3 protein-coding genes and 1 pseudogene are annotated in these 2,785 nt (G+C 64.9%); 1 reads left to right on the top strand and 3 read right to left on the bottom strand.

Translation table 11 applies throughout. The features are described 5' to 3' along the window. From VL752_RS15960 to VL752_RS15950, 3 genes and pseudogenes are all read right to left on the bottom strand, one after another. A pseudogene (locus VL752_RS15960) lies at positions 1 to 213 on the bottom strand (hypothetical protein); the annotation flags it as partial. Between the two features lie 49 nt (positions 214 to 262). Then, a complete protein-coding gene (locus VL752_RS15955; RefSeq protein WP_325356849.1) occupies positions 263 to 1,072 on the bottom strand; it encodes an ABC transporter ATP-binding protein in 810 nt (269 codons plus the stop codon). An 8-nt stretch (positions 1,073 to 1,080) separates the two neighbouring features. Then, positions 1,081 to 1,617 (bottom strand): ureidoglycolate lyase, encoded by a 537-nt coding sequence (locus tag VL752_RS15950; RefSeq protein ID WP_325356848.1) that lies wholly within the window; start codon positions 1,615 to 1,617, stop codon positions 1,081 to 1,083. A 184-nt stretch (positions 1,618 to 1,801) separates the two neighbouring features. Between VL752_RS15950 and VL752_RS15945 the strand changes: the two genes are divergently transcribed. Next, entirely contained in the window at positions 1,802 to 2,620 is an 819-nt protein-coding gene (locus VL752_RS15945; RefSeq protein WP_325356847.1) for a creatininase family protein, read from the top strand. The last annotated feature ends 165 nt before the right edge of the window (positions 2,621 to 2,785 follow it).

The following is a 2,785-nucleotide window of genomic DNA, read 5'->3' as shown; positions in this document are numbered from 1 at the left end:
CACGCCTTGCCCCGCCGGGATCAGCGTTACGTCCAGCCCCTCGGCCTTGTAATAGCCTTCCTTCAGCGCGTATTCCGGCCCGTACATCTCGACATCAGGGATATAGCCGAGCACGACGCGGAGCTTCGTCATCTCCGCCGCATGGGCGGACATGGACGAGACGCCGAGCATGGCCACGCCCGCGAGCAGCGCGGTCATAAAACCTTTTCGCATACGCATATGAGTTCCTCTTGATGTCAGGGGGATTGGGTGAGTGGCGCTGTCATCCACCCATGCTATGGCCAAGCGCATGGCGGACCTCCGCTTCCAGCCGGCCGAAGCGCGGATCGTCCCGGATCATGGAGGATCGCGCATGGCCGAAATCGATGTCGATCTGCCGGGTGATGCGCCCCGGGCGCGGTGACATGACAACCACCTTGTCCGACAGAATGATGGCTTCCGAGATGGAATGGGTGACGAGCAGCAGCGTCGCGCGGGTCTCCTCCAGGATGCGCAGCAGCTCGAAATTCAGCCGGTCGCGCAGCAGTTCGTCGAGCGCGCCGAAGGGCTCGTCCATGAAGAGATAGGCGGGCTTCAGCGTCAGCGCGCGGGCGATGGCGGCGCGCTGGCGCATACCGCCCGATAGTTCGGAGGGATAGGCTTTCTCGAAACCCTTGAGGCCGACCATTTCGATCGCTTCCTCGGCGCGACGGCGGCGCTCGGCACGCGGCACGCGGGCAACGGCGAGGCCAAGCTCGACATTGGCCAGGACCTTGCGCCAGGGCAGCATGACGGCACTTTGGCTGACGAGGGCAAAGCGGCGCTCGGCCCGCGCTTCAGCCGGTGTCAGCCCACCGAGCAACGCCTGGCCGCCAGTCGGCTGCACGATATCAGAGAGGATGCGCAGGAGCGTCGATTTGCCGCAGCCGGAAGCACCGATGAGTGAGACCCAGGAGCCGGCAGGGATATCCAGATTGCAGCCCGAGAGCGCGTTCGTGACCTGAGTGCCGCGGCGATAGACCATTTCCACATCGCGGATGGAAATGCCGTCCGCGCGGGCGCGCAGCGGAGCCTGTGGGGGAATCGCGTTCAAGGTGGGGCTCATCCGCCCGTCTGGAAGACGAGGGAGATGCCGAAGTGGCTCGCGAGATCGCAGGTATCGTGATCCACCACATTGGTGTCTTCAAGTTCGAGATTGAAGAAGCTCATGGAAGGCGATTCGAAATAGGGGCCGGCATGCCAGGTGCCGCGCGACAGCAGCACGGCCACGGTCCCGGGGATGCGGAAGGCGCGGATCGCGGCCGGATCGGGCGCGTCCGCAGTGCCGGGCGGGGCGACGGCGAGAAGCCAGGAGCCGCCGCCGGCGGAGGCGAGCACCTGTGTCGCCTGGCTGTGGCGGGTGATGCGGCTGACCGTCAGCGCGCGATGTTCCAGCGCCATGATATAGAAGCGCGGCCGCCCGCCCGAGAGATCGAGCGCCTGGTCGACATCGCCCGCCGGGGCGCCGTCCGGCATCGGTTCCACCAGCTTGCCGAAGGGTGCGAAGGCTAAGGCCGAAATCGGCTCGACCGCCAAGGGTTTGCTTAGAATTTGGGCAGATGCGGAGGACTGAACCGGTTCAGCGGGCGTGGGTGGCATGAAAACCTCTAAGTCTTGCCTAATGAGATGGCAGTGCTTGGCATGGTCTGCGATGTCGCTCAAGAAAGGAACAATCTTTTTGTGCGCGTTGTGATGCCTATTTGGCAGCGGTCAGACCGGAAAAAGCATCGTATGGAGGTGCAGTCGCGGGCCACGCGCTCGCCCCAACAGGAAGGCCGGACCGATGACTTTGCTCTCCTCGCACTGGTGGTGGGATCTCTCGACCCGCGAATTCGCCGAGCTCGACATGAGCGGGATCGTGGCCATTTTGCCGGTGGGCGCCGTGGAGCAGCATGGGCCGCATCTGCCGGTGAAGGTGGACGCGGCCATCAACGCGGGCATCGTGGCCCGTGCGGTGGAGCTGATGGCGCCGGATTTCCCGGCCCTGGTCCTGCCCATGATGCCGGTCGGCAAATCCAACGAGCATCTGGCCTATCCCGGCACACTGAGCCTGCCGTACGATCTGCTCGCGCGGCTGTGGTTCGAGGTCGCGAAAAGCGCCTGGGCGAGCGGCGTGCGGAAAATCATCCTGCTCAATTCCCATGGCGGCCAGCCCCAGGTGATGGAGATCGTCTGCCGGGAATTGCGCGTGGAGCTTGGCATGTTCGCCGTCGGCGCAAGCTGGTTTCGCACCATCGACAGCAGCGACCTCTACAGCGGGCCCGAGCTGAAACACGGCATTCATGGCGGAGAGTCCGAAACTTCGGTGATGCTGCATCTACATCCCGATCAGGTGCGGATGGAATTCGCGGAGAACTTCGTGCCCCGATCGGTTGCCATGGAGACGACGAACAGGCTGCTGACGCCGGAAGGTGGCGTGGGCTTCGGCTGGCAGGCCCAGGATCTGCATCCCTCGGGCGCCTGCGGCAATGCCGCCGCCGGCGATGCAGAGCGGGGCAGGGTCCAGGTGGAGCGCGCGGCCCGCGCGCTGATCGGGCTGATCGAAGAGGTGCGGGATTACCCGCTGGACGCGGTGACGCAGAAGACCGCCTTCAACGGCTGAAGGTCAGCCGCCGGAAGTTGCCAATATCGCGGTCTTGATCTGCTCGGCCATCAGGCTGGTCAGTGCATCGACGCCGCGATCCCGCCCGATCAGCATGAGTGTCTGCACCCGCCCGCGCAGTTCATGCACGGGCACATAGGCGAGGCGTCCGGCCCGCTTCTCCCA

Source organism: Acidisoma sp., from assembly GCF_035492295.1.
Taxonomy (GTDB): Bacteria; Pseudomonadota; Alphaproteobacteria; order Acetobacterales; family Acetobacteraceae; genus Acidisoma.
Note: the sequence above shows the minus strand (reverse complement) of the source record. Positions and strands in the feature narration are given on the sequence as shown.